Annotated in this window: 21 protein-coding genes and 1 pseudogene; 13 read left to right on the forward strand and 9 right to left on the reverse strand. The window is 57.7% G+C overall.

Annotation, left to right across the window (positions count from 1 at the left end):
* Window positions 1-51: 51 nt before the first annotated feature.
* The 5 genes from ACTJKV_RS12680 (at window position 52) to ACTJKV_RS12700 (ending at window position 6,917) form a co-directional block, all read left to right on the forward strand.
* Window positions 52-1,515, forward strand: coding sequence for an ATP-binding cassette domain-containing protein (locus ACTJKV_RS12680; protein ID WP_440598780.1), 1,464 nt, complete (start codon window positions 52-54; stop codon window positions 1,513-1,515).
* Entirely contained in the window at window positions 1,512-2,453 is a 942-nt protein-coding gene (locus tag ACTJKV_RS12685; protein WP_440598781.1) for an ABC transporter permease, read from the forward strand. Before ACTJKV_RS12680 ends, ACTJKV_RS12685 begins: the two co-directional genes overlap by 4 nt.
* The gene (locus ACTJKV_RS12690; RefSeq protein WP_440598782.1) at window positions 2,450-3,397 is read left to right on the forward strand and encodes an ABC transporter permease; all 948 of its coding nucleotides are present in this window, start codon (window positions 2,450-2,452) and stop codon (window positions 3,395-3,397) included. Before ACTJKV_RS12685 ends, ACTJKV_RS12690 begins: the two co-directional genes overlap by 4 nt.
* A 33-nt stretch (window positions 3,398-3,430) precedes the next feature.
* Window positions 3,431-4,351 carry an SMP-30/gluconolactonase/LRE family protein gene (locus tag ACTJKV_RS12695; RefSeq protein WP_440598783.1) on the forward strand — a complete coding sequence of 307 codons (921 nt, stop codon included), beginning with the start codon at window positions 3,431-3,433 and terminating at the stop codon, window positions 4,349-4,351.
* A 634-nt stretch (window positions 4,352-4,985) separates the two neighbouring features.
* Complete coding sequence (locus ACTJKV_RS12700) at window positions 4,986-6,917, forward strand: methyl-accepting chemotaxis protein (RefSeq protein WP_062423606.1); 1,932 nt, start codon at window positions 4,986-4,988, stop codon at window positions 6,915-6,917.
* A 190-nt stretch (window positions 6,918-7,107) separates the two neighbouring features.
* Here the strand turns inward: ACTJKV_RS12700 and ACTJKV_RS12705 are convergent, their stop codons facing one another.
* Window positions 7,108-7,845: an SDR family oxidoreductase gene (locus tag ACTJKV_RS12705; RefSeq protein WP_440598784.1), complete on the reverse strand. Its 738-nt coding sequence runs from the start codon at window positions 7,843-7,845 to the stop codon at window positions 7,108-7,110.
* Window positions 7,846-7,947: 102 nt separating this feature from the next.
* On the opposite strand from ACTJKV_RS12705, the gene ACTJKV_RS12710 reads away from it, so the two are divergent.
* A complete protein-coding gene (locus ACTJKV_RS12710) occupies window positions 7,948-8,835 on the forward strand; it encodes an AraC family transcriptional regulator (RefSeq protein ID WP_440598785.1) in 888 nt (295 codons plus the stop codon).
* A gap of 186 nt (window positions 8,836-9,021) precedes the next feature.
* Window positions 9,022-9,225 carry a hypothetical protein gene (locus ACTJKV_RS12715; RefSeq protein WP_062423609.1) on the forward strand — a complete coding sequence of 68 codons (204 nt, stop codon included), beginning with the start codon at window positions 9,022-9,024 and terminating at the stop codon, window positions 9,223-9,225.
* Between the two features lie 62 nt (window positions 9,226-9,287).
* Here ACTJKV_RS12715 and gshB read toward each other — a convergent pair whose 3' ends face one another.
* The 3 genes from gshB to ACTJKV_RS12730 all read right to left on the reverse strand — a co-directional run bounded on the left by gshB (window position 9,288) and on the right by ACTJKV_RS12730 (window position 13,146).
* On the reverse strand, window positions 9,288-10,244 hold the full coding sequence (gshB, locus tag ACTJKV_RS12720) for a glutathione synthase (protein ID WP_062423610.1): 957 nt from the start codon (window positions 10,242-10,244) through the stop codon (window positions 9,288-9,290).
* Between the two features lie 151 nt (window positions 10,245-10,395).
* Complete coding sequence (locus ACTJKV_RS12725) at window positions 10,396-11,010, reverse strand: biliverdin-producing heme oxygenase (RefSeq protein WP_113227101.1); 615 nt, start codon at window positions 11,008-11,010, stop codon at window positions 10,396-10,398.
* Between the two features lie 372 nt (window positions 11,011-11,382).
* A complete protein-coding gene (locus tag ACTJKV_RS12730; RefSeq protein ID WP_113227102.1) occupies window positions 11,383-13,146 on the reverse strand; it encodes a methyl-accepting chemotaxis protein in 1,764 nt (587 codons plus the stop codon).
* A gap of 557 nt (window positions 13,147-13,703) precedes the next feature.
* Between ACTJKV_RS12730 and ACTJKV_RS12735 the strand changes: the two genes are divergently transcribed.
* The 5 genes from ACTJKV_RS12735 to ACTJKV_RS12755 are packed head-to-tail and all read left to right on the forward strand — an operon-like array spanning window position 13,704 to window position 18,751.
* A complete protein-coding gene (locus tag ACTJKV_RS12735; protein ID WP_113227107.1) occupies window positions 13,704-14,537 on the forward strand; it encodes a metallophosphoesterase family protein in 834 nt (277 codons plus the stop codon).
* The gene (locus ACTJKV_RS12740) at window positions 14,534-15,697 is read left to right on the forward strand and encodes an ABC transporter ATP-binding protein (protein ID WP_113227103.1); all 1,164 of its coding nucleotides are present in this window, start codon (window positions 14,534-14,536) and stop codon (window positions 15,695-15,697) included. Before ACTJKV_RS12735 ends, ACTJKV_RS12740 begins: the two co-directional genes overlap by 4 nt.
* Window positions 15,690-16,613: a carbohydrate ABC transporter permease gene (locus ACTJKV_RS12745; RefSeq protein ID WP_440598786.1), complete on the forward strand. Its 924-nt coding sequence runs from the start codon at window positions 15,690-15,692 to the stop codon at window positions 16,611-16,613. The genes ACTJKV_RS12740 and ACTJKV_RS12745 overlap by 8 nt, the downstream gene beginning before the upstream one ends.
* On the forward strand, window positions 16,610-17,449 hold the full coding sequence (locus ACTJKV_RS12750) for a carbohydrate ABC transporter permease (protein WP_062423848.1): 840 nt from the start codon (window positions 16,610-16,612) through the stop codon (window positions 17,447-17,449). Before ACTJKV_RS12745 ends, ACTJKV_RS12750 begins: the two co-directional genes overlap by 4 nt.
* A gap of 30 nt (window positions 17,450-17,479) precedes the next feature.
* Window positions 17,480-18,751 carry an ABC transporter substrate-binding protein gene (locus ACTJKV_RS12755; RefSeq protein WP_440598787.1) on the forward strand — a complete coding sequence of 424 codons (1,272 nt, stop codon included), beginning with the start codon at window positions 17,480-17,482 and terminating at the stop codon, window positions 18,749-18,751.
* Window positions 18,752-18,900: 149 nt separating this feature from the next.
* Here ACTJKV_RS12755 and ACTJKV_RS12760 read toward each other — a convergent pair whose 3' ends face one another.
* From ACTJKV_RS12760 to msuE, 4 genes and pseudogenes are all read right to left on the reverse strand, one after another.
* On the reverse strand, window positions 18,901-19,881 hold the full coding sequence (locus tag ACTJKV_RS12760) for a substrate-binding domain-containing protein (protein ID WP_113227106.1): 981 nt from the start codon (window positions 19,879-19,881) through the stop codon (window positions 18,901-18,903).
* A gap of 524 nt (window positions 19,882-20,405) precedes the next feature.
* Window positions 20,406-20,843: pseudogene (locus ACTJKV_RS12765) on the reverse strand (acyl-CoA dehydrogenase family protein); the annotation flags it as partial.
* Between the two features lie 471 nt (window positions 20,844-21,314).
* Entirely contained in the window at window positions 21,315-22,748 is a 1,434-nt protein-coding gene (locus ACTJKV_RS12770) for an FAD/NAD(P)-binding protein (RefSeq protein WP_440598788.1), read from the reverse strand.
* Complete coding sequence (msuE, locus tag ACTJKV_RS12775) at window positions 22,745-23,302, reverse strand: FMN reductase (protein ID WP_440598789.1); 558 nt, start codon at window positions 23,300-23,302, stop codon at window positions 22,745-22,747. The genes ACTJKV_RS12770 and msuE overlap by 4 nt, the downstream gene beginning before the upstream one ends.
* A 596-nt stretch (window positions 23,303-23,898) precedes the next feature.
* On the opposite strand from msuE, the gene ACTJKV_RS12780 reads away from it, so the two are divergent.
* Window positions 23,899-26,091 carry a sensor domain-containing phosphodiesterase gene (locus tag ACTJKV_RS12780; protein WP_440598790.1) on the forward strand — a complete coding sequence of 731 codons (2,193 nt, stop codon included), beginning with the start codon at window positions 23,899-23,901 and terminating at the stop codon, window positions 26,089-26,091.
* 326 nt (window positions 26,092-26,417) lie between these two features.
* On the opposite strand, the gene ACTJKV_RS12785 is transcribed toward ACTJKV_RS12780, so the two are convergent.
* Window positions 26,418-26,684 carry a hypothetical protein gene (locus ACTJKV_RS12785; protein ID WP_440598791.1) on the reverse strand — a complete coding sequence of 89 codons (267 nt, stop codon included), beginning with the start codon at window positions 26,682-26,684 and terminating at the stop codon, window positions 26,418-26,420.
* Between the last annotated feature and the right edge of the window lie 38 nt (window positions 26,685-26,722).

A 26,722-nucleotide genomic window follows, 5' to 3' on the forward strand; every position in this document is an offset into this window, starting at 1 on the left:
CCGCAGCGGCCATCCCTTTTTTCATCATTTCAGATCGTTGGCGTTTTGCTCATGAATGACATCATCGAGACGGAAGAAGTCGTCGCCGCACGCGGCGTCAAAGTCGTCTTCGGCGCCGTCAAGGCACTGGACGGCGCCGATCTCATCATCCGCGCAGGCGAATGCCTTGGCCTGGTTGGCCACAATGGCGCAGGCAAATCCACCATCGTCAATGTCATCAATGGTGGCCTGACGCCGCATGAGGGCACGATTTCCTATGGCGGAGCACCGGGTAGGCAGGGTATTTCGGCAGCACGCGCCGGCGGTGTTCGCTGCGTATTCCAGGAACTATCCCTTTGCCCGAACCTGACGATCAGTGAGAATGTGCGGATCATGCATCCCGGCATGAGCGGCCGGAACTGGCGCGGACGCGCGCTTGCCGCGATACGTCAGACCATCGACGACATCTTTCCAGGCCACGGGATCGATTGCGAAGCGACGATTTCCGACCTTTCCATCGCAGAACGCCAAATGGTGGAAATCGCAATCAATTTCTGCCGCACGCCGGACACGCCGCGGCTCGTCATCCTCGACGAACCGACCTCTTCGCTCGATGCAGGTCTAGCGGAGCAACTCATGGCCTATGTGCGCCGCTTCGTGCGCGAGGGCGGCTCGGTGCTGTTGATCTCCCACATTCTCGGTGAGATCCTGTCGACCGCCACCCGCATTGTCGTGATGAAGGATGGCCGCGTCGTCGCGGACCGTCTAGCCGGTGAATTTACGACACGGACGCTGGTCGAAGCCATGGGCAGTGTCGTCAAGGATCAGGACAGGCAGAAGACTGCCCGCGTCCGGTCCGGTGAAAGAGTCCTCTCCATGGCGCCACGCCGCGGTTCAGAGATCGCGTTTGAGGCCTATCGCGGCGAGATCATTGGTCTTGCCGGCCTTGGCGGTCATGGCCAGACGGAAGCGCTGCTCGATCTTTATCTGGCAAAGAACAGCAGCTGGCTGCCCAACCGTAAGGCCGACCTCGCCTTCGTTGCTGGGGACCGCAGCCTGAACGGCACCTTCTCGCTTTGGAGCATTCTTAAAAATCTGTCGGTCGCATCACTGCGGGACATTTCGTCCGGTGGATTGGTGGACAGGTCACGTGAGAGCGAACTCGGCGCCGAGTGGAAGAAGCGGATCGAAATTCGTACCCCCGACATGGGCAACAAGATTCTCTCACTTTCCGGCGGCAACCAGCAGAAGGTGCTCTTCGCTCGCGCGCTGGCGACGACCGCCAGCACCGTGCTGATGGACGACCCGATGCGCGGCGTCGATATCGGCACCAAACAGGAGGTCTACGACATCTTGAGAACGGAAGCCGCGCACGGCCGGACCTTCATCTGGTACTCGACGGAGATGGACGAGATTCGCTTGTGTGACCGCGTCTATGTGTTCCGCGATGGTGCCATACAGGCAGAACTTGTCGGCGACGACATTACCGAACAGAATGTGCTGGCTGCATCCTTTTCCGGGGAGGCGCAGCCATGAAAGTTTCAGCCAACACCCTTCGCCTTGTCATTCCCGCCGCGTCGCTGGCTTTCCTGCTAATTGCGGTCTTCTACATGCAGCCGCGGGCCATGAGCTATACGGGCATGAACCTGCTGTTCAATCTGGCGGTGCCGATTGCACTTGCGACCATCGCGCAGATGCTGATCATGTCCGTCAACGATCTTGATCTGTCGATGGGCACCTTCGTCAGCTTCTGCGCCTGCGTGACCGCAACATTTCTTCAGGATTCTCCCGTCATCGGAATCGGCATTTTCGCAGCGGCGATCGCCGTCTATGCGGTGCTTGGCGCCGTCATTCACCTGCGCGCCCTGCCCTCCATTGTCGTAACACTCGGAATGAGCTTCGTCTGGGGTGGTCTCGCCGTTTTGATCTTGCCGTCCCCTGGTGGACAGGCACCCGCCTTCGTGCGCGCCTTGATGACGGCAAAGCCGCCATTCATCCCGGTCGCCATCATTGCCAGCATCGTGATCGCAGTGGTCGCCCATTACATCGTCATGCGCTCGTCCTTCGGCGTTCTGATGCGCGGCGTCGGCGGCAATCTGCGCTCCGTTGAGCGGTCCGGTTGGTCGGTGGTCGGCATCCGTGCTGCGACCTTTGCACTGGCGGGCTTCTTTGCCGTCCTCTCGGGGATAGCGCTCGTCGGACTGACGACGTCGGCCGATGCCAATATTGCTCTGCGCTACACGCTTTTATCGATTGCCGGCGTCATTCTCGGCGGTGGTGAATTCGTCGGCGGGCGTGTTTCCCCGATCGGTGCTGTGATCGGCGCTCTGACGCTGACGCTCGCGGGCTCTTTCCTGTCCTTCATGCGCATTTCGCCAGACTGGCAGATCGGTGCACAGGGCGCGATCCTCATCATCGTGCTTGCCCTGCGCATTCTGCTCAACCGTCTCGAGAAGCGGGAGAAAAACCAATGAGCCGCCTCGCTGCCTTCACCAAAAAACCGTGGATCTGGTCCTTTGCCGCGACGGTTGCTGTCTGGGTCATCACCGTGATGTTCACCGGCGGCGCAAGCTCCTTCGGGCTTTCCCATGCGGCGCTGACATTCGCGGCCTTCTCGGTCATCGTCGGCATCGGCCAGATGTTCGTCATCACGCTTGGGCCAGGCAATATCGATCTCTGCGTCCCCGCCACCATGACGCTGTCCGGCACGCTGGCGCTAAAGTTCATGGATGTGTCCGACAGTCTTATCCTTCCCGGACTGCTCGTCGCCATCCTCATCGGGATTGCGGTGGGTATCGGCAACTACACCTTGATCAAGCTTTTACGAATCCCGCCCATCATCGCGACACTGTCGATGAGCTTCATCGTTCAGTCGATTGCGATCTGGTCCAATCGCGGGCTGCGGATCAGACCACCTGAAACACTGGCTAACTTCGCTATCTCCAGTACTTTGGGCATACCGAATGTGGCGCTCGTTGCACTTTTCCTTTCGGTCATCGCCTGGGTGCTGCTTGACCGGTCCTTCTACGGGCGCTGGATTTCGGCCATAGGCCAGAGCACCTTTGCGGCCCGCATGACCGGCATTCCCGTCGATGGCGCGCGCTTCACCACCTACGTCTTCTGCTCCGTCCTCGCCGCCATCGCCGGATATCTTCTGGCAAGCTTTTCCGGCGGTGCAGCGCTCAACATGGGGTCGGAATATCTCCTGATGTCGATTGCCGTGGTCGTCATCGGCGGCACAGCCGTTGCCGGCGGCGATTCCAACGTGCCGGGCATCTGGGGCGCATCGCTCTTCATGTTCCTTGTGGTCTCGATGCTGAACACTTATGGGTTCGGTGCTGGCGCGCGCCTTATCCTCACTGGCCTCATTATCATTTCCGTGATTTTTCTGGCGAGCGGCCCCAAAGCCACCCGCTGAACCAACGCAACACTTTCAAGCCGATTGACGCCCATGACCAAAGATCAAAGCTCCGTTTATGACATTCGCGACGACCGCTTCCGACATCTGATCGTCGGCAACGCCGAACTGGAAGAACTCTATTCCGGCTGCCGCTGGAGCGAGGGACCGGTCTGGTTCGCCGACCTCAACTGCCTGCTCTTCAGCGACATTCCAAACGAGCGCATTCTTCGCTGGGTGCCGGATGGCGGAGTTTCCGTTTTCCGCCAGCCGTCCAATTTCGCCAATGGCAATACGCGAGACCGTCAGGGCCGGCTGATCTCCTGCGAGCATGGCGGCCGTCGCGTGACGCGGACCGAAATCGACGGCTCGATCACGGTGCTGGCGGACAGCTATAATGGCAAGCGGCTGAACTCACCTAATGATGTCGTCGTCAAATCCGATGGCAGCATCTGGTTCACCGACCCGACCTACGGCATTCTTTCCGACTATGAAGGCTATAAATCCGAGCCGGAACAGAAGACCCGCAATGTCTACAGGATCGATCCTGCATCCGGCGAGGTGGAGATCGCCGTCGACGACTTCGTGCAGCCGAATGGCCTGGCATTTTCCCCGGATGAAACAAAACTCTATGTTGCCGACAGCTCCTACAGCCATGATGTCTCACGCCCGCGTCATATCAGGGTGTTCGACGTGGTCGATGGTAAGACGCTGACGAACGGCAAAGAGTTCTGCCACCTGGATAGTGGCCTGCCCGACGGCTTCCGCCTCGATACGGCCGGTAACCTTTGGACGAGCGCCGGCGACGGTGTCCACTGCTTCTCACCAGAGGGTACGCTTCTTGGAAAGATAAAGGTGCCGCAGACGGTGGCGAACCTGACTTTTGGCGGTGCGAAGAAGAACCGGCTCTTCATCACGGCGACCAAATCCCTCTACTCCGTTTATCTCGCGACGACGGGTGCGCAAACGCCGTGAGGCCAGCCCGCGTCATCGACGTCGTTGGGTCAACTAGGGCACCAAGGGTATCTTTTAAGAAGTCGTCGCGGCCCTCAAATCGAGGGCGAGGTTCCTGGCAACAATTGTTGTTTGCCAAAAGCAGTAACGTTATTTTTACCACAAACCGATAAATTGATTCCATTCAAAAGCTACCCTTGAAATCCTTCAAGGATTGTCTTCCTCGCACGCATGATGCGCACGGGTCTCCTTTAAAGATGCCGCTTGATCCGAGAGCGCCGACCATCCTGGAAGGGTCGATGCGGAGTTTCTAACTCTCATGCGATGAGAAAATCATGCCGACCACACTGATCGAAACACGTCGCTTTGCTGCCTTAGCGTCTGTGCCCTGCGCAGCCGATAAGCCCGATCAACCGCCCTCCAACGCTGTTTCGTAAGCACCTAGAACCACCTTAACTGAATGGCTTTCCTCAGCACTTAGCTGCTTGGTGCCGGGTTACGGGCGCGGAATCTACGACTACCCTTACATAGTATTCATCCCGAAGCCCACTTAGCTGCGCACTTCAACATTCCAGTCGGCGCCACCCACAGCTCGAGCCAATGGCTCTGGCCTGGTGTCTTCTCGACAATAACCTCGCGTTCAAGGACGTCTGATATGCGGTTCACCATCAAAACAAAACTGGCTCTCGCCTTCGGTCTTCTCATTCTCATGCTAGCGGGCACCTCAGGATATGGGATTTATAGCCTGGGCATAGCAAGAGACGCGATGAACGAAGTGGTTGAAGGCACCGTTCCTCGTCTCGACAAGGTCCACCAGATAAATGCCTTGTCGCTTGTGACGATCCGGGCGCAGAAAAACATGATCCTGGCGAAGTCCCCTGCGGAAATGCTTCAACACAAAAAGGTGGGTGATGAAAGCAAAGCCCATCTCACGGAACTCTTGAATGAGATGGCGGCAACGGCAAGTTCTGAGACGCGCTCCTACTGGGCGGATCTGCAGACGATCACAACAGCCTTCGAAGCCAGCGACAATCGCGTACGTGCTCTGATAGACGAAGGAAACACCGCTGCTGCCGAGGCTTATTCTGCCGGAGAGGGACGCGACGCCGCCAACGCCCTGACGAAGAAGCTCGATGAAGGCGTCCAGATGAACAGGGCACGACTGCAGGAGTCTAAACAGGTAGCTTCAGACGACTATAATCAAACCAGATTTATGCTGATTTCATGCTCTGTAGCAGCGATTCTCATTGCAGTCCTCACCGCCTTTTGGATTGCCCTGGGTATCAGCTCGGGGTTGCGCAAGGTTATGACGGTAGCGGAAGCAATTGCTGTGGGCGACCTTGAGCAGAATGTTCAGATCCGTAGCAACGACGAGATCAAGGACCTTGTCGATCGCGTTAACACAATGACTCGTAATCTCCGTGCAACAGCCGATGTTGCTGGCACGATTGCGGCTGGCGATCTGTCAAAGGACGTGCAGCCTCTCTCCGAGAAGGACACGCTTGGCATCGCGATGCTGAACATGGTGACCAATCTGCGCGAAACGGCAACGGTTGCGGACAAGATTTCGAACGGTGATCTGACCGTCACTCCGAAGCCACTGTCGGAGCGTGACACGCTCGGCATTGCTCTTCAGTCGATGGTTGAGCGCCTGCGCGGCGTCGTCGGCGATGCGCTCGCTGCGGCAGACAACGTTTCCTCCGGCAGCCAGGAACTGTCTTCGTCTTCCGAGCAGCTGTCGCAGGGTGCCACCGAACAGGCATCCTCTGCTGAAGAAGCCTCCGCTTCGATGGAAGAAATGGCCGCAAACATCAAGCAGAACGCTGACAATGCGGCCCAGACCGAGAAGATCGCGCGTCAGTCTTCCAAGGATGCCGAGGCCAGCGGTGAAGCGGTTGGCCGTGCCGTCGTCGCCATGCGGACCATTGCGCAGAAGATCTCCATCGTCCAGGAAATCGCACGTCAGACCGACCTTCTGGCACTCAATGCCGCTGTCGAAGCCGCGCGTGCCGGTGAACACGGCAAGGGCTTTGCCGTCGTTGCTTCTGAAGTGCGCAAGCTCGCAGAACGCAGCCAGGCGGCCGCCGCTGAAATCTCTTCGCTTTCCGGCGAGACGGTTCAGGTTGCGACCGAAGCCGGCGATATGCTGAACCGTCTGGTTCCGGATATCCGCAAGACTGCGGAACTGGTGGCTGAGATTTCTGCAGCCTGCCGCGAGCAGGACATTGGTGCAAGCCAGATCAACGAAGCGATCCAGCAGCTCGACAAGGTGACGCAGCAGAACTCGGGTGCTTCCGAAGAGATGTCCGCCACCTCGGAAGAACTGGCCGCACAGGCCGAAGAGCTTCAGGCCAGCATCGCCTTCTTCAAGGTCGAGCGTGCCAATACGAATGCTCGCCCCGCCCCGGCTCGCGCAGCTGCCCCCTCAGTCGCGCACCGTCCTGCGGCAAAATCTGCTGCTCCGGTTCGTCGCCCTGCCCCGTCGCAATCCGTCCACGCCCAGCAGGCCCGCGCCAACGGCTTCGCACTCGACATGTCGATGGGTGGCCCGGACGGTGCAGACGAGGAATTCCGACAAGTCGTCTGATCGGCAAGCGCTTGAGCCGTAAACGATTTTCGAGGATCACTACGGCCTCAAAGCCATTGTCTTGAGACGAACCCGCACTTGCGCCTGCATCCGGAAGCCCCGGATGCAGGCGCAATGACGTTTTGAGCGATGTCACGTTCATAGAGCCATGGCGAGCAGTCCGTAGCAGTGAGCAGAACCGTAACCTGCTCTAATCTTGCGCGGTCGGACGGACAACGACGCTGCCAATCTCGACATCCTCGGGTTGCTCGATGGCAAAGGCGATGGCACGCGCAATGGCGTTCGGCGAGATCGCCAACCGCTCCTTCTGCTGGTTGATCATGGCTTTTACGTCCGGATTGGTGATTGATGAATCGGCAAAGCTCGTGTCGATGAAGCCGGGAGAGACTTCCGTGACCCGCAGCTTTGCGCCGGCCTCCTGCCTCAGGGCTTCGGTGGCGGTGCGTAGCGCGTTCTTGGTAGCGGCGTAAACGCCCATGGTCGGCACGATTTTCAGACCCGCCGTGGAAATCACGTTGATCACATGGCCTTTCCCTTGCTGCGCAAAGACTGGGAGCGCAGCGGCAATTCCATAGAGAGCTCCGCGGAGGTTGACGTCGATCATCGCGTCCCAGTCCTCCACCCGCAACGCATCGAAGCGGGAGATCGGACCGATGCCGGCATTGTTGACGATAACGTCGACGCTGCCGAAACGGTCGCGGCCAAGACGGATGAGCGATTCAAGGTCAGTTCTCCTCGTCACATCGGTGCTGCGCAACGCCGCGTCACCACCCGCTCTTTCGATCTCCTTTGCTACGTCGAGGAGTTCTGTCTCGCTACGCGCCCCAAGCACCACGCGCGCGCCGCGTGCGGCTAGATAAATCGCCGTCGCCCGCCCAATTCCGCGTCCGGCACCCGTCATCGCGACAACCTTGCCCTGAATGGTCATGAGATTCTCCTTCCTGACTTGAGAGCCGTCAGGATAGGGTGGCGTTCCTGGACGATCTATGCTTGATAGGTTATATCTTTTTCGCAATCGGCCAAAATCGAAATGAATGATCCTCTCTCCGATGTTCTGACCGTCCTGGAACCGCGCAGTGTGCGTGGAACGAGCCTTGAGGCGGGTGGCACCTGGGCCTTATCGTTCGACGGAAGGCAGCGCTTGAAATTCGTCGCCGTCCTGACGGGACGTTGCTGGCTTGTGCTGCCTGATCGTGATCCGGAAGCGCTGGTTGAGGGAGATGTCATCCTGCTCAGCAACATCTCCTACGCGGTGGCAAGCCACCCGGACATTGAGCCCTCCGATGGTATGGCGCTCTATGCTCCTCCCGGTCACAACACAGTGCGTCTAGGAGATTGTTGCGACACGATGCTGATCGGCGGCGGCAGCGGGTTTGCCAGTGTGAACGCGTCTTTTCTCCTCGATGCACTCCCAGCATTTCTGCGGGTCGATCCTGGCTCACCAGGTGCCCGATCAATCGCTCGGACCCTGTCCGCGCTGAAAGAAGAGGCCGATGCCGGTCAGATCGGCGGAGATCTGGTGGCTGGGAAACTCGCCGAAATCCTTATTATTGAGGCCGTCCGTTCCTATATCTCCAGCGCTCCGGTTGCGAATGTCGGTTGGATTACGGCGCTTGGGGACGCTCGTGTTGCAAAGGCGATCAGGCTTATGCATGCCGATGTGGCCCGCCGGTGGACGATCGATGCTCTCGCAAGAGAAATCGGCATGTCGCGCTCCGCCCTGACACTGCGCTTCTCACAGCGCGTCGGCCGCGCTCCGATGGACTATCTGACACGCTGGCGTATGGTCCTGGCACAGCGGCACTTGGCGAATGGGGGCAGCATCTCGGACGTGGCACTTGCCGTCGGCTACAGCTCGCAAAGCGCCTTCGCCCACGCCTTCAAGCGCGTCACAGGACATACGCCAAGAGGGGTATAACAGCTATGGCTCTCCGCACCGGTTCGAAGCATCACATGATAGACGCGATCAATCGATGGCGCGTTGGTTTGTTTGTATGTTAGCGGTCTATCATGGACGTGGTAATGATACCGACCAAAGGCTTCAGCACGTCCGGCAGTACGTTTTCACAAACTGCCGGAAGCGGCTGGCCGAAAGGAGAGTGAGGTGAAGATAATATTGCTGATCGCAGGGGCGCTACTCGTCTGTCTGACCTTCGTCTGGTTCTTCTTTTTTGTCCCGCTTGGCTGCGGCATGAACCCGACAGGTTGCAGGCAAGAGTTTCCCGTCTTCAGCGCGATCGGCCTCATGCACTTATGGCTGCCGCTCGCGGCCGCCTTCGTGCTAATCCTTCTGGGATTGAGGCGCTAAGATAGAATACCCCATCGAACCGGCTGAGACGGTCTGATGGCAGTTGCGTTGTGGTGGTGGCTTCAGCCCTGAGCGTCGCGCTTGCGCTCGATCGCATCCCAAAGAAGGCTGGCGACATCGGCGCCACCGAACTTCTTCACTTCGCGAATGCCGGTTGGAGAGGTGACGTTGATTTCCGTCATATAGGTGCCGATAACGTCGATGCCGACGAAGAGGAAGCCACGTTCGCGCAGAGCTGGACCGATGCGCTCGCAGATTTCCTTTTCGCGCGCCGTCAGTTCAGTCGGCTCGGGTCGACCGCCAGCATGCATGTTGGAGCGCGCGTCGTTTTCCGCTGGCACGCGGTTGATGGCGCCAACGGGTTCGCCATCTACCAGTAGGATACGCTTATCGCCCTTGCGCACGTCCGGCAGATATTGCTGCGCGATATAGGGCTCGCGGAACATCTGGCCGAACATTTCCAAGAGCGAGGAGAAATTGCGGTCGTCACGGGTGGAGTGGAACACCCCTGCCCCACCGTTTCCGTAAAGGGGCTTGAGAATGATATCGCCCATCTCCTGACGGAAGCGGGCAATTTCGGCAACGTCCTTGGTGATCAGGGTTGCGGGCATCAAATCCGCAAACTCCGTGACGAAAATCTTTTCAGGCGAGTTTCTCACCCAGGCCGGATCGTTGACGACAAGAGTCTTCGGGTGAATGCGCTCCAAGAGGTGCGTGGAGGTGATGTAAGCCATATCGAAGGGCGGATCCTGGCGCAGATGGATCACATCCATTGTCGATAAATCGACCCGCTCAGGTTCGGACAGCGAAAAATGGTCGCCGTTGATATCGCGCAGTTCCATCTGCTCGACGGTGGCGTAAATCTTTCCATCGCGCATCGACAGGCGGTCTGGCGTATAGTGGAACAGGCGATATCCCCTCGCCTGGGCTTCAAGGCTGATGGCGAATGTTGAATCCCCGGCAATGTTGATGCCGGAAACATGATCCATCTGGATCGCAACGTTCTTGATCTTCGCCATGCGCAATTCCTTTTCAAAAGCCCGTCTGATGTAGGATAGAGCACCTTTAAAGACAACCAGCGCTGCAAGCGTGATCTGTGAGTTTTATTCACACAGGTCTGCTCCGTCACTCAGACGTTTGGCAAGATGTTCTCATGATGATCGAAGCAATTTAAGCCATCATCTGACGGGCGTAATTGTGAACCGCGACGAAGGCGTCTTGCGCACCCGAAACGACACGGCGCTCCTCCTCTTCCGTCAGCTCGATCTCATCGAGCGCTGCGGTAAACGTACGCCAATGCAAGCCCCTGCCTTCCGGAGCACCGGCAAGGTGGCGTGCGCCGAACTCTTCTCCAAGTCCCAGTTTGGCAGCGTCTTTCAGCAGAAAAGCAGCACCGAGATTGGAACCCTCTACCACGTAGAGCCAGCCCATTGCCTCCGGCAGATCGAAATTTTGGTCATCCTGCTGGAAGCGAGCACCCTGATTTTCCGGGGCATCGAGGGACAAATCTTGAAGGTCCTGTTCGATCAGCCCGATTCGACGGCGTCCTTTCAGATCCGGCAGAAGACCGTCAAGCGTCGCATTGAAGAAGAGCGCGTCGAGATCTTTGTGAAAGAGATATTGCGTCTTTACGAACTTGCCGAAGTTTTCGCGGCTTTCGAACGGCTTGGCGGTCATGATGAAGCTGTCGAGCGCACCATGGGCGTCACGCGTGCTCGCTTTCAGACGCTTCGTGCGGCTGGGTTCGATTTGGCTCTCATCCACGATGGGGCTCACGCTGTTCATATTCTGTGATCGTCCTGTTTATAGATTTGCGCTTTCATCAGCGTTTTTGCACATAAAAATCTTTCCTTTTAAAGTCAAATTTAAATGCGCCATATACACGGCCTTGAGGCGGGAGAGCCCCGGGGACGCTCCCTCGCGATTGGTGAGACAATCCCGTGCAAAGTCAAGCTGTGGCGTCAAGAGCAGCGTTTCTCCTGAGGCTTAGCACTTTTTATGATCCCTACAGCATCGGCTAGAAGTTCGGACTCGATTTTTGGAAAGCACGATGCGTCGATTTAAAGACGATAGAGCGCAGTGCGTCCAACAGGACGCACTGCGCTCTAGACGATCGGAACTGTGGGAACTGATAGCGCCAGACCTGAGATGGCCGTATCAGAACTCCGTCCATTCAGCCTTCACCGCGGCATTGCCATGCGAGGCGAATTTTGGGCTGGCGCGCTGGACCGGCGGTCTGGCCTGAACGGGTTTGGACGTCACCAGGTTTGCCGGCGGGCGGTCATCGAAACGGAACTGCTCCAGCAAAGCGAAGAGTGCCTTCGCTTCTGTTGCAAGCCCGTGGCTTGCTGCTGTCTGTTCTTCGACCATGGCCGCATTTTGCTGCGTGCCCTGGTCGACGAGGTTGATGGCGCGGTTGATATCGTTGAGAGCGGTCGACTGCTCACGGGCGGACTCGATGATGGCACCGATATCCTTGTTGATGTCCTGAACATTGCCGGCGATTTCCTGCAGCGCTTCGCCAGCCTTGCCAACCAGCGTGACACCGTTAGCAACCTGTGCACCGGAAGCAGTAATCAGCGTCTTGATTTCTTTCGCCGCCGAGGCCGAACGTTGCGCCAATTCTCTGACTTCCTGGGCGACGACGGCAAAGCCCTTTCCGGCTTCTCCGGCACGCGCGGCTTCCACGCCCGCATTCAGGGCAAGCAGGTTCGTCTGGAAGGCAATCTGGTCGATGACGCCGATGATATTGGAAATCTCATTCGAAGACTGATTGATCCGGTCCATCGCCACCATGGCTTCGTTGACGATCTCACCGGAACGGTCCGCGTGGGCCTTCGCACGCCCGACCAGTTGGCCGGAGTCTTCCGCGCGTTGGCTCGAATCCTTCACCGTCGTGGTGATTTCCTCAAGCGCTGCAGCTGTCTCTTCCACCGAAGCCGCCTGTTGCTCCGTCCGCTTTGCCAAATCGTCAGCGGAGATGCGGACTTGATGGGCGCCGGCGGAAATCGTCTCGGCATTATTGCGCACGGTCGCCATGGCATCCCGCAGCCTGGCCGATGCGGCATTGAAGTCACGGCGCAGCCGATCGAGTGCCGCCATGAAGGGCTTATCGATTGTTTGCGACAGATCGCCATGCGCCAGGCTCGTCAGAGCATTGGCAAGTCTCTCGACGTTTTCGACGCGGTCCGTCACATCCGTTGCGAACTTGACGATTTTGATGACCCGCCCCTTGAAGTCGAAAACCGGATTATAGGATGCCTGAATGTGGACGTGGCGGCCGCCTTTGCCAACGCGCATAAACTCGTCGGCGATGAACTCTCCAGCGTTGAGCTTGCGCCACATCTCTGCGTAGTCAGGGCTTGCCGCAAAAGCTGGATCGACGAACATGCTGTGATGCTTGCCCACAACCTCCGAGGCCGTATAGCCAAGCGCCTGCAGGAAGTTCTGGTTCGCAGAAAGGATCGTACCGTCGGTCTTAAACTCGATCACGGCTTGAGCCCGGGAGATCGCCTCAATCTTCGCACCTGTGTCGATGCCATGCATCTTGGTTTGCGTGATGTCGTTGGCAAACTTGATGATTTTCAGCACTTTGCCGGCACTGTTCTTGATCGGATTGTAGTTGCCGCGAATGAAGATCTCAGTCCCGTCCTTGGCAAGGCGGGTGAACTCGCTGCAAACGAATTCTCCACCGCGAAGCTTGTTCCAGAAGGTCTTGTAGTCGGCAGACCGCGCATAGTCACTGTCCAGGAAAATACTGTGATGCTTCCCTCGAAGCTCCGCTGGCGAGTATCCCATCAGGTCACAGAAGTTTTCGTTGGCTTTAAGGATGTTGCCATCCACGTCAAACTCGATGACGGCAAAGGAAAGATCCAGTGCGTTCAATATTTTTTCGGCATCGGAATTGAAGAAAAGCGCCATGGTCTTTGTTCCTGAAGTGCGGTTTGGACGAACCTCTCATATTGAAGTTAATAATTTAGTCGTGAAAAAATTGGTGCCTACTAATTTAGATCAGTACTTCAGCCTAAAGCATGTCGCGAATTTTCAGATTACCTCCTTGTACTTTCAGGCTTTTTTCCTTCAAATGTCGTTATTGAGATGCTGGCGACCACTTTGCTGGGCTCGTCGCAGCTATCAAGTAGACTGAGGTGATCCCGTGAGCCTTTACATTTTCATGTTTGCTAACCTTTGCAGGCCGAAGAGACGCGCGAGCGTAAAGCCGAAGCCTTTCCTGAGCTAGGGCATGGCTAGGCTCCGCTACACGAAGAGCGAATTTCACGAGGCTTGGTCAACATCAGGGTGACCACAAAAATTTGCGCAGGCCCAGAGCACAATAACCAAAGGCGCTTGTAACCGTTTGATGACAAAAATGGAAAGGAACTGGAAAGCGCTGTAACGCGCCTGACAAGCTCAGCCTCTATCAGGGCCCGAAGACGGTGAGGCTGATTGCCTTCATCCCACGCATCGGAGTTTTGCCCGTGAAGGTTATCCAGATCACAGATACCCACTTTAGCCCGTCCAAGACGCATTTCAACAGCAATTGGGCGCCTCTGCTGGCCTGGCTTGAGACAGAGAAGCCGGATTTAATCATTCATACCGGCGATCTCACCGTCGACGGTGCCGATCACGCCGACGACATGACATTTTGCATGGAGCTGATGCGTCAGGCTCCGGCGCCGGTTCTGATTGTTCCGGGAAATCATGATGTCGGCCACCTGCGGGGATCACCACAGCCGGTTACACAAACACGTCTTGATCGCTGGCTCAGCCTCGTCGGTCCAGATCGGTTCACTTGCGATATCCACGGCTGGAGGCTGATCGGCTTCAACTCTCTTCTGCTTGGCATGGAAGACGAAAATGAGGACGCTCAGCTCGCTTGGCTGGAGCAGGCCTTCGCCGCTGCGGGCGATCGTCGTATCGCTCTCTTTACCCACAAGCCAATATTTGTGGACGACCCCCTGGAAGGCGACACAGGTTACTGGGGCATCCGCCCCGCGCCGCGCGCGCGGCTCTACGACTTGATGCGCCAGCACGATGTCGGTCTCATTGCCACCGGTCACCTGCACTGGGCTTGGCAAGGTACGCTGAACCAGACCAGTCTTGTCTGGGGACCGTCAGCCGCTTTCCTCATCGACACGCTGGAGCGTGAAATGCCAGGAGAGCGCCTCATCGGCGCCGTCATTCATACCTTCGAAGGTGCCACAGTATCGAGCGAGATCGTCGCCGTTCCAGGCATGACGTCCTACTACATCGACGATGTCATCGACGAGGTCTACCCGAAGCCGCAACCCGCCGGGGAGGCTGCTGAATGAGCGCGCTTCGTCTTTCCGGCATTACCAAATCCTTCGGCGACAACGCCATTCTCAAAGGCATCAGCCTGGAGGCGGAGCCTGGCGAATTCATCGCGCTGGTCGGCCCTTCCGGCTGCGGCAAGAGCACGCTTCTACGCATTGTGGCGGGCCTCGAGCATCCCACCTCGGGCAGCGTCGTGGCGGACGGCCGTGAACTGACGGCGCTCGCGCCGGCCGAGCGAAATGTCGCGATGGTCTTCCAGTCATATGCGCTCTATCCCCATCTAACCGCTGCACAAAACATCGCCGTTCCGCTGGCAATGCGCAAACTGACAAGCGTTCAGCGGCTGCCGATTCTTGGCAACCTGCTGCCCGGTCAGAAAGAAGCCCGCAGCGCCATCCAACGGCAGGTTCAGGACATGGCGCAATCGCTGAAGATCGAGCATTTGCTCGATCGCAAGCCCGGCCAGATGTCCGGCGGTCAGCGTCAGCGCGTGGCATTGGCACGGGCGATGGTACGGCGTCCGGCCCTCTTCCTGATGGATGAGCCGCTATCCAATCTCGACGCCAATTTGCGTGTGCATGCCCGCGGAGAAATCGTCGATCTGCATCGACGCGCAGGCGTGCCGACCCTTTACGTTACCCACGACCAGGCGGAGGCCCTGTCGATGGCGGACCGGGTTGCCGTGATGATTGCCGGCAATCTTCTCCAGCTCGCCTCACCCCAGGCCATTTATGACGATCCGGTCCATATCGAGGTCGCCCGTTTTCTTGGTCAACCTCGGATCAACACACTCACGACGCGGGTAACGTCGGACAGGACAGTGAAGCTCGGGAACATCTGTCTGACGGTGAGTGGTGCTGCACGCGAAGGGGACGAAGTTACCATCGCAATCAGGCCGGAACATCTGCGCGTGTCGTCCCCTAATCTAAGCGGCATTGCCGCCCATGTGGAGCGCCTGGAGTTTCTCGGCTCCGAGGTCATCGTCTATATGGTGATCGATGGACTGAACCAGCCGATTGTCGCGAAGCTGACACCTGCTGAAGCCAAAGGCATGTCCGCGAGCATGCCGGTCTCCATCCTTGCAGAACCGGGCCGCGCGCTCCTTTTCGCACAGGATGGCAAACGCCTGTCTTCTCAGCCCGTGACGGCGGACGCACTGGAGGTTGCTCATGGTTGAGGCAACCTATCCCGCAACGTCCCTCGCACTGCCGGATATCGGCGCTGCGCGGCAGGCAAGAACCGCTTGGTTGCTCGCACTGCCGGCTGTCATACTGATGATCGCCTTCATTCTCGCCCCGCTTGCCGCTGTGGTCTTCCTGGGATTTACCGATTTCGAGCTTGGCTACGGCAGCTTCCGCTTCGTCGGCTTCGAAAACTATGCCGAACTCTTCTTTGATCGCACCTTCCGGCAGTCACTGTGGAACACGGCGATCTACAGTGCCATCGTGGCACCCGTCTCACTGTTCCTAGGACTTGGCATCGCGCTTTTGATCGAAAGCGAAAAGATCGGTCAGTCCTTCTTCCGCACCGCCTATTTCTTGCCTGTCGCTTCGCTGCTCGTCGCCATGGCCACCGTCTGGCAATACCTGTTTCATCCGACCATTGGACCGATCAACGCCGCCCTGCAGCTGGTCGGGATCACCGGCCCGAATTGGCTCGGCTCATCGAGCACCGTGCTCTACAGCTTGGCGATCATCGGTATCTGGCAGAGCGCCGGTTTCAACATGGTCCTCTTTCTGGCGGGCCTGACCGCGATCCCACGCGACCTCTATGCCGCGGCAAATGTCGATGGGGCAAAATTCGGTCTCGATCGCTTCTTCCTCGTGACATGGCCCATGTTGGGACCCACCACGCTCTTCGTCATCACAATCAGCGTCATCAACGCCGTCAAGGTGTTCGAGACAGTGAAGACTCTGACTGAAGGCGGGCCCAACAAGTCCTCCGAGGTGCTTCTCTTCACCATCTACCAAGAGGGCTTCGTATATCTGCGGGTCGGCTACGCTTCCGCCATGACGGTTATCTTCCTCGCCGTCCTCGTCGTCATGATGTTCATCCAATACCGCCTGCTCGACCGCGAGGTGCACTACACATGAACCCGCAAGCCACTTTCACTTTTGGTCGGGCCCTGCGTCTTGGCCTGCTCTGCCTCGGCGCGCTAATGTTCCTGGCACCCTACGTGTTCATGCTGTCGACTGCCGGCAAGGGCCAGAGCGAGATTTTCACCTCGTCGCTCTCCCTCATTCCGCAACACTCCTTCTTCCTGCAGAATTTCATGAAGGCCTTTACCCGCGTGAATATGCTGGGCCTGCTGTTCAACGGCGTCGTGGTCTGCTGTCTTATCCTCTTCTTTCAGGTTCTGATTGCGGTTCCTTGCGCCTATGCGCTTGCCAAGCTGAACTTTCGCGCCGCGAGGCTGATGATGGCGCTTGTTATGTTGGGCCTGCTGGTCCCCATTCACGCGACAGCGCTTCCACTCTATGTGGCCTTCAACAATCTGGCGGTGCTCAACAGCTACACCGCGCTCGTCGCGCCCTTCTCCATCTCGGTGTTCGGCATCTTCCTTTTTCTGCAGTTCTTCCGCGCCATGCCGGATGATCTCATTCATGCCGCAAGGCTGGATGGAATGTCGGAGATGGGCATCGTCGCCCGGGTTATCGTGCCCAACGCCTGGCCGGCCATTACGGCCTTCGCCATTTTCTCGGTGGTGGCTCACTGGAACGATCTCTACTGGCCACTGATCGTCGTCTCTAACCAAACCTACGCCACCCCTCCGCTCGGTCTACTCTATTTCCGTGCAGCAGAGGCAGGCGACGACTACGGCGCGCTTATGGCCGCAACCCTCATCATCACCCTTCCTCTCGTCCTGGCGTTTTTGTTCGCCCAAAAGCGCTTCGTCGAGGGCATTACCATGACCGGTCTCAAGGGCTGACCGGTTACCTCTCACACAAGGAGACATGCCATGAAGCATTTCACCAAGATACTCACTGCCGCCGCCGTCTCCATGATGGTGGCTCTACCGGCCCATGCCGAAACGACCATCACGGTCCACTACCCTATGCCAGGTTTCTTCAAGGACGTGATGGACACGATTTCGAAGAAGTTCATGGAAGAGAACCCGGATATCAAGATCCAGTTCGCCAACCCTTCCGCGACCTATGAAGAGGGCATCCAGACAATCATGCGCCAGGTGGGCACCGCCGAAATGCCTGACGTGACCTTCATCGGTCTCAATCGTCTGCGCATGGCCGACGAGCGCAACATTCCTGTCGACATGGGACCGATGATCGCCAAGGACAAGCAGAGCATGGCGGATCAAGGCTTCTCGGACACGATCATGAAGCTCGCCCAAGTCAATGGCAAACAGGTTGGTCTTGCTTTCGCAACCTCAAACCCGATCATGTACTACAACGCCGATCTGGTGAAGGCCGCCGGCGGCGATCCTGACCAGCCGCCGAAGACCTGGGACGAGGTCATCACGCTTGGTAAGAAGATAAAGGCGCTTGGAAACGGCGTGGATTCCATCGACTTCCGCTGGCAGGGCGACGACTGGATGTTCTCCGCCCTTCTCTTCGGCGCTGGCGGCACAATGCTCAGTGCCGACGAAACGCAAGTCGCCTTCAACGGTCCGGAAGGTCAGAAGGCCATGGGAATGATCGACCGCCTGGTCAAGGAAGCAGGCATGCCCGTTTTCACCAAGGCGGCCGGCGAGCAGGCCTTCGTGGCAGGAAAAGTGGGCTTTGCCTTCCAGACCACCGGCGCGTTACGCAATACCATCAAGAATGTCGGCGACAAGTTCAATCTGCGTACGGCACCGATCCCGCTGATCGATCCCGTCAAGGGCAAGCTTCCCACCGGCGGCAATGCCGTCGTCATCCTCACACATGATGAAACCAAGCAGGCCGCTGCCTGGAAGTTCGCCAAGTTCGCGGCAGGTCCGTACGGCGCATCCGTCGTCGTCCCCGGCACCGGCTATGTGCCGAACAATGAATTGGCTGCAAAGTCCCCGGAATACCTCGGCGACTTCTACAAGAAAAACCCCTTGTTTCTGGCCGGCCTTAACCAGATGCCGCGCATGACCCCCTGGTACGCCTTCCCCGGCGCCAATGGTGTACGTGTGACGCAAACCATCGTCGACAACATCTCGCGCGTCGTCGACCAATCGGCGTCTCCGCAAGAGGCGCTCGACGATGCCGCCAAGGAAGTAAAACGCCTTCTGCCGCGCACGAACTGAACTCAAGCGTGTCGCGATCTTCCAGATCCGCTCCTCACGCTCCAAGTTTTAGTATTGCCGCATGTTCCTATCGCAAGACCGCTACATACTTTCGCGTGACATGCGTTAGATGAAACGATACCCGCCGCATCGATTGCGGCGGGCCACAATCAGATGGAGCGGACCGATCCCCCCGCTCTGAGGGCAAACTCGACCTGCAGATGCCGTGGCGCAACGCCCTTTTCTGCAATATCCAGCAAAAGGGAGGCTGCGACCGCTCCCATACTGGCATCAGGCATTGCGATGGTCGTCAGCGGTGGTGTCATCAACTGACCAATGGCGATACCGTCGAACCCAGCGACCGATACGTCCTGCGGAACCGAAAGCCCTTCGCGACGCAAAGCGCCGATCACGCCGCAGGCCAGAAGATCGTTCGAGGCAATGATGGCCGTCGGCCTCAATTCCATGACAGCGACGAAAATATCTGGTTGCTCTTGGTTCTCGACAAACGGAATCTGCAGCGCGGCCAACGGAGCAACCTCGATGTCTGCGAGCGCTTTTCGGTATCCCTCGTAGCGCAACAGGGCTCGATCGGACGCAGCGAAACTGCCCGACACGAAGAGAATGCGGCGATGTCCGCGATCGATCAAATGCTGCGTGATCCGACGGCCAGCCTCAAAATTATCGACTGTGACGGCTGCGCGAAAAAGAGAGGTAGGACGGTTGTTGAGCAACACGGTAGGCGGCAGCCGGCTTGCCTGCCGAACGCCATTCTCCGCATTGCAAAGCGTCAGGATGAGTCCGGTGGGACGCTCGCAAAGGAGCGCCTCGATCGCATCAGCTTCCTGCGCAGGATCATAGTTGGATTGCGCCAGCACAACGGCATGACCACCTACCCGCATACGGTTCTGGATTTGCGACAGCGAGGCCGCAAAGACTGGATTGGTAATGCTCGGAATAAGCACCCCCACCAATGGCCTCCGCCCCCCACGAGAAAGTGGCGCCACTCCAGGGCGATAACCAAGCTCCGCTGCCGCCACCCGCACGCGCGCCTTCACCGCATCGCTCACGGGACCGCGCGCACCCAGAGCACGGCTGGCGGTTGCGATTGAGCAGCCCGCCCTCTTCGCTACATCTTCCAAATTCGCCATGACCGATGATCCTATGTGAAGGCTGGCCTAACTCTGGATAGTGACAGACGCGTGATGAAGTTAAAGAGAAATTTGCGCGCTGAGGATATGCCCCTATCCTCCAAACTGTCGTTCACCTGATTTGAGAACGGCGGTTGATTCGCGCGTAGAATGCTCGAGAGCGACGCAGAGATATCTATAGCGACAATAAGCGGAAAACCCACGAACTGCCCGATGCAGAGCGGGAAGCCTCGAAGAATTATTTACATATCGAGGCGCTCTCAATGATCACACAATACCGGCGCTAATTGGTTTTGCTCTGGCTCTATTCGACTGGTACAATTGGTGCGGTGACCTCGCACCGAGGAAATTCTCAGTGGCAGGTGAGCGGGAAACGCCGCGAGATGCATTAGTGACCGTCCTCTTAGGCTCGGAATGGCAAGCTAGCGTAAATCGCGACGTATCGAGTTTCCGCTTCCGTCAACGTGTGTGCTCTATGAGAGGTGAAGGGGGCGCCCATTGGAGCGCCCCTGTCATAGAGGGCCTCAGCTCCAGGCGTGAAGCGGGGGTTTCTCGTCGTTGAGGAAGTACTTGCCCAGGATCGAGTATTTCCACCGGACCGGATCGTGCAGCGTGTGGGTGCGGGCATTGCGCCAATGGCGATCAAGGTGATGCTCCGCAAGTGTGGAGCGTGTCCCGGCGAGTTCGAAGAGCTTGTTGGTCGCCGTAATGGCGATTTCGGTCGAGAGGATTTTTGCCTCGGCAGTGACGATCTGCGCCTCGGCGACCGTTTCAGCGTTCGGATTCTGGATAGCCCGGTCGATGGCGTAACCGGCTTTCTCAAGCAACGCCTGCGCCGCATGCAGGCGCAGTGTCAAATCGCCGACAGCCTGGATCGTGTAGGGATCATCCCAGGCGTTGTCTACGCCGCTGTCTACCCAGGCGCGGCTCTTGGTGCGCACGAAGGAGACGGTCTCATCGAGCTTGGTCCTTCTGCCGTCTGGCGATCGCCCCGAACGTCACACGCAAAAGGTGACCTCCCAGATGGCCTTCAATATTACGTCTAGGGCATTTTGGCAGGCCTTTTGCCGAGCCCGTAAGCGGTCGCGACGCGGGAGACGGGGCTTCGCTCATGAAGCAAGGCAATCTTCACAGATCCTTACACCCCATAACCGTCTTTGCAGGCGCGGGCTGCATTCAAAAACCGCATGAACGGACCACGGTGTCAGACCAGAAAGCACCGTTCAGCTCGGGTCACGGGATGTCGACATAACACTGGAATGTCATGATGGCCTTGGCTCGGTCTAGGGGCAACTCCAGGCGTCAATTGACCCAGTGTAGCTGATGGGCTCTGTAGACATCGAAGAAATGGTTTCCGCACCTCGTGCAAAGCTCACAAGAATTGCTGCGCGGTACTAAACTAGCAACCCGTGACCACGTTTGCGCAACCTGCTTCAGGGCTTGCAAATCTGGTGCGCGACGAGCTTTGACTGCAGTTGGCCAGCGACGAAGACCGCGTGCTCGGTGACCTGGGGTAATCCCATCAGTTCGCCGAAGGTCCCGCGTGCCAGAGGCCCGGCGATGAGAAGCGTGGCTTCAGCTGCGCTACCTTCGCCCAACGCTTCCGATTGTTCGTTGCAGGCGATGCCAAGACCGGCGGGGTCAGCCGTAAGCCACCCGTCGCGCGCCAGTTGATTGAGCCAGGGCTGGCTGCTCAGAATCGCACCATGTGCCGGCCCGGTAGTGACGACGACGGCGTCGAACCGCGCCGTTTCGGGAGCGCAGCCGCGCGGCCTAAAGGTCGCGAGAATATCGTCGCCATCGCGGGTCACCTCTTGGATCGAGCCGGCGAGGATTTTCAAACGGTTTTCGGCGATCGCCCGATCAAGGACATCCTCGACCTGCGGCGCGACACGGAAACGATGTGCGTCCCAAAAGGGTCGCAAATGCCGGACGATCCTGCGCCGCTCGGCCATCGAAAGCGCCTGCCATATTGTCCGCCCCTGCGCCCGAACCTGATCAAGCACCGCATGCCAGCCGATGCCAGCTGTTTCAGCCTGCGTAAGCGTTCGGCGGACATGATGAAGCAGCACTGCAGCGCTCTTTGCCGGCGAGATTGCGAAATCACCGAACGGCTCCTGAGGATCTGGCGCATGTCCTCGTGACCGCAAGCCGCGACGCGACAGCGAGAAGATCGAACCGCGATAGCCCGTCAAAACCAATGACGCCACCACGTCCGCAGCCGTCAGGCCATTGCCGACGATCAGCACCCGGTCGTCGGGGCGTATCGCCGCCAGCGCGTTCGGCAGCGTCGGATCGGCGACATAGCGGGGATGGCCGGCAAGACGCTCCTGCAGATGACGTGGCGGCTGCGGCGCTGGATGTGTCGTGGCGATCACGACGAAATCGGCGCGCGTTTCGTCGCCATGCTTGTCGGTGATCACCCAGCCATCGCCCAAGCGCCGGACGCCAGCGACCATGGTTCGGCGGTGAACGATACGATCCGCGTCGAGATGCGGCTTCAAGCGGCTCGCGACATAGGCTCCGAAAACGCGCCTCTGCGGAAAGAGGCTTCCGTCAGGACGACGCGCAGCCGGATCATCGGCCACCGCGTCGTGTTCGGAAAGCCACTCCTCAAAATCCATCGGCCGATCCGGAAAAAGACCCATGCGCGCTGCCGGCACATTGATCCGATGGGCCGGATCGAGGCTATCATAAGCGAGCCCGCGCCCCAATTCGGCGCGCGGCTCGAAGACGACGATTTCCACGCTGCCCCCCGGAATTGCGTCGGCGAGATGCAGCGCGACCGCCGCTCCAGAAAAGCCGCCGCCGAGGATAGCGACGCACTGACGGCGCTGAGCCTGCAGGGTCCGAGCGGCCAATGTCACAGGGCAGCCTTGAGGCGGACGCGCGCTGGAGGAAAGAAGGCAGAGAACTCGTCGATGACGGCCTCGACACGCGCTGCAAGCGGCTCCGAGTTCACGCGGTAATCGACAAAATCGCGGTCGGAGGCATAGACGGCAGTCGGCAGCGTATGCGCGGTGAAGAAGCCGAAAAGCGGCCGCAGCTGATGCTCGACCATCAGGGCATGACGATCGCCACCGCCGGTCGCGGTGATGATGATCGGCTTGCCTCGCAGCTCGTTTGGTTCGATCAGGTCGATGAGATGCTTGAAGAGGCCGGGATAAGAGCCCTTGAACGTCGGCGAGCCGATGATCAACGCATCGGCATGGACGATTTCGTCGATCACTCCCTTCGCCTGTTCGTCGAGTTCGTTGCGCCAGAGCGCTGTGCCGAGCGACGGACCGACATCCTGCAAATCGTGGATATTGGCGGAAAAACCATAGCGGTCGGCTGCAATGGCTGCGACATGCTCCACGAGTGCGCGCGTCTTCGACGGGCGATTGAAGCTTCCGGCAATGCCGACGATGCGAGGGGGCATGGATCTCTCCTGATCAATGGTCGATGCAACCAGCGATATTACAGCGATCGTTGAGGCGTCGCGTGAGCAGTCTACTGCACCTATCGAAATTAACCGCGCCATCAATACAGCGACCAAAAGCACGCAGCAAAACGCTGCCATGGTGGAAGAGTAGACAGCAGCGGCCACGAACTAGCCAACGACAAAAAGCGCAACGTGGGCCGTTTCCCGCTCGGCAGGACAACGCCCATCCGGAGCCGTGGCTCCTCGTCGGACAGCAAATGCCTTAGCTACTGCAGCGGTACAAGCACGCTGTGAAGAGCTCGACGAAGATTGCAGATAGAATGTCCGCTCAAAGATCTTTGCACGGATTATCGGACACTGAGACGACGATGATGTGCGAGTGTCTTCGTTCTGGGCGGCGTAGGCGGGCCGCCCATGTCTGTTTGCATTGCTGTCATTTTGTAATTCAGTTGGTACCGACTTAAGTTTATTTAGAAATCATAAAGGCTAATCGCACGGTTTAACGTGCTGGCCGAACCTTTCGTCTCGGAATTACTGTGCGTTAAGCTTTTTCGCTTTTGCTCATATGTGATATAAACCAGCGAGCGACTGTGATGAGCCTCTACCCGATTCCCAGCGATGACGAAAAACGAATCGAGGTGCTGGATAGCTTCGCGCTGATGGATACGGCGCCCGAGCAGGAGTACGACCATATCATACAGATGGCGTCACGAATCTTCGATGTCCCAACTGTTCTGATTTCGTTAGTGCATCGTAATCGACAATTTTTCAAAGCCCGTATCGGCCTGGACGTATGTGAGACCGGACGAGATGTCTCGTTTTGTACCTACGCAATGATGGAATCCAGAGTTTTTGTAATCCCGGATGCAACCAAAGATGAGCGCTTCCGAACGAATGCGTTGGTTACGGGGTATCCGAACATTCGGTTCTATGCTGGCGCACCCCTCATCACGTCTGAAGGACACGCACTTGGAAGCCTCTGCTTGATCGACCCTAAACCGAGATTGACGTTCTCGGATCGTGACCAGCGAATACTTGAGGATCTGGCAGCGATGGTCCTCGAAAGAATGGAATTGCGCCGGTTGGAACGGGAGAGCGAGACTAGCCGTAACAAATTCATCAATATTACATCGACATCTCCAGACGCCATCATCTGCGCAAACAGCAAAAACCAGATCACGTCTTGGAATGCTTCTGCAGAAGAGATTTTTGGGTATTCCAAGGAAGAAGCGCTCGGCAAACCTCTCGACATCATCATGCCGGACTCAATGCGTGCCAGGCACGGTGCGGGCCTTGCCAGAGTCGCGTCAGGCGGACCCGCTCGCATCATAGGAACCTCTGTCAATTTGACGGCGAAGCGTCGCGACGGCTCCGACGTTCCGATAGAGCTCTCCCTTTCGCAATGGAACGAGGCCGGCGAGCCACAGTTCGGGGCCATCATCCGCGACATAACCAGCCGTTTGGAAGCTGTTAAGCGACTAAAACATGCTGCTGAATACGATGATCTTACCGGCCTTGCAAACAGATCAAGTTTGAAGCGGCGTATTCGGCAGGCTTGCGAAAGCCATGAGCCTTTGGCGCTCCTCCTTCTTGATTTGGACGGTTTTAAAGACGTGAATGATACGTTGGGGCACTCCGCGGGGGATGTTGTCCTCAAGATTGTTGCACAGCGTCTGAGAGAAAGCGTCCCTGACCACCACATGGTGGCCCGGTTGGGCGGGGATGAGTTTGTCATCGTGATCTCTGAAACGGTCGATCCCATGAAGACCAGTGAGCTTGCTTCGAGGCTCATCTCCATTATTGAGGAACCTATAGAATTCGACAACGAGCCCATTCACATCGGGGCGAGTATCGGCATTTCCTTGAAATCAAGCCCGGAAGACGACAGTGAGCAGATGCTGGGGAACGCCGATCTGGCGCTTTATCAGGCCAAGGCAGATGGTCGCCATCTCGTGCGCATATTCACACCTGAGCTTCGCCAAACGGCTTTGAAGAAGGGAGCCATGAGTTCCTCGATCCGTCAAGCCTGGGAAAATCAGGAGTTTGAGCTCTATTACCAGCCTCAGATCAAACTCAGCGATGGCAGCCTAGCGGGCGCGGAAGCGCTGATAAGGTGGAACCATCCACAGCTTGGCGTCGTCTCGCCTGGCGCCTTTCTGCCTGTACTGGAGGCAAGCCTTCTTGCTGTTCCCGTGGGCGAATGGATATTGCGCACGGCATGTGCGCAGGCGGCGCAGTGGCGGCAGGCCGGTTGCAAAAATTTCAGGATCGGTATCAATCTGTTTGCAGCCCAATTTAGGGCAAGGGATTTTGCAAAATCCGTCGAGACAGCGCTTGCGGACAGTCATTTACCGGCAACGGCGCTGGAACTAGAAATAACGGAAAACATCATCCTGCGAAATGAACACCGGCTCATGGAGCCCCTTCATTACCTTCGCTCACTCGGCGTGGGAATTGCTTTCGATGACTTCGGAACCGGCTTCGCGTCGCTCAGCCTTTTAAAGGACTATCCTGTTACGCGCTTGAAGATCGACCGGTCGTTCGTAAGCGGCAGTGAGCGCAATAAGAAAGACGAGGCCATCGTTGAAGCGGTCGCAAAACTTGCTGCGGGATTTGACCTCGAAGTCATTGCCGAAGGCATTGAGACGGTCGAACAAGAACACCTGATGCAGCACTACGCATGCGATGAAGGACAGGGCTATCTATACGGGCGCCCTATGAAGGCGATAGACTTCACACGTCTTTATCTGACAAATACTACGAACCGGATTTCCGCAGGAGCTTAAAGTCAAAGCGGCCAAAAAACTGACATGGCTGTGGCGCCCGGAAATTCAGATGGGCTGAGGTAGCGATCGCAAGCTCTTGAAAGTTACCGAACCTCTGCCCCCTAATCGGACTGCGCTTTGCACAGCCCAATGCACGTTGGCTTCCGCCTTCTTGGGGGGACGCTCTTGCTGCCTGGAAATTAAGGACCATGCTGTCTGGATTTATGATGAACTTATCACCAAACAGGCCTCGGCTTCCATTCTGGCGTACCACTAAAATTCAACCAAAATCCCAACGTCACATCGGGTGCGTTTGACCTGTCGAACGCCAAATCGCTGATCAGACGTTACAAATTTGCACAGCACGATTGAAATGAACCTGCGAACAACGGCTGCATCGTCGCCACCTGCGGACTTCTCGAAGACGCTGCGGCTTCAGTCGTCCGGAATCGCACCTCTGGCAATGTTGCGCCCCGTGTCTTCAGAGACGCGGTAGCCGCAGCCATCATCTCCTTGAACTCATTCAGAGCGATACCATCCGCGCGCATCACCGAAAGGATCAGTGGATCTCTATACATTTCAGTGAGCGTCATCTCCCCTGTCGTAACGGTCATGACAGTCTCCTTTCGACGAGTTTTAAATCCAGAAGGCG

Origin of the sequence: Agrobacterium sp. 22117 (assembly GCF_052045735.1) — a bacterium.
Taxonomy (GTDB): domain Bacteria; phylum Pseudomonadota; class Alphaproteobacteria; order Rhizobiales; family Rhizobiaceae; genus Agrobacterium; species Agrobacterium cavarae.